This window comes from Burkholderia sp. AW33-5 (genome assembly GCF_053427615.1).
On the sequence record NZ_JBSAXA010000100.1, the window covers coordinates 1 to 530 of the forward strand.

The window sequence follows — 530 nt, forward strand, 5'->3', positions numbered from 1 at the left end:
TTGCCCCATTGCCATGCGCTCACATCTGCACCTTGCAGGCGTACCATTTCGCCATATGCGTCGTGTAGGCTCGCGAGTAGCACGACATCGCGTTTCGCTTGCGCGTTGTCGCCGAAGCGTGTCTCGGGATGTTCGAGCGTGTCGAGCATTATTGCTGTGTCGGGCGCCCCGAACGCGTCGGCGGCGGCTTTCGGCAGCACGGCGTCTTTGAACGCACGACCCAGATGACGGCTCAGCCACACCTCTTCGAGCGCGGCTTGCGCGGAATCCGCGCGCATGTGCGCATCCCAGTCCTTGAGCAACGTGAGTGCGGCGCGCGTGTCGGCGTCGTCACTGTTTAAGGGCGCGAGCAGTGCGACGAGGCGTCGCGCGGGAATCGATACGTCATCATTCTGCAACCTCTCGCTATCCTCGATCGATACTTTTGGCAGCGCCTTGAGCACTTCGTCGATGCGTTGATGCCGCGACGCATTGGTCCATTCGAAGCCAAGCTTGCGCTGCTTGTATGGGTAACCTGCAGGCAGATTCAT

General features: G+C 60.8%; 1 protein-coding gene. It reads right to left on the bottom strand.

What is annotated here, in order from left to right:
• On the bottom strand, positions 1 to 530 hold a 530-nt coding region (locus ACV22V_RS32530; protein WP_448016836.1), incomplete at both ends, for a penicillin acylase family protein.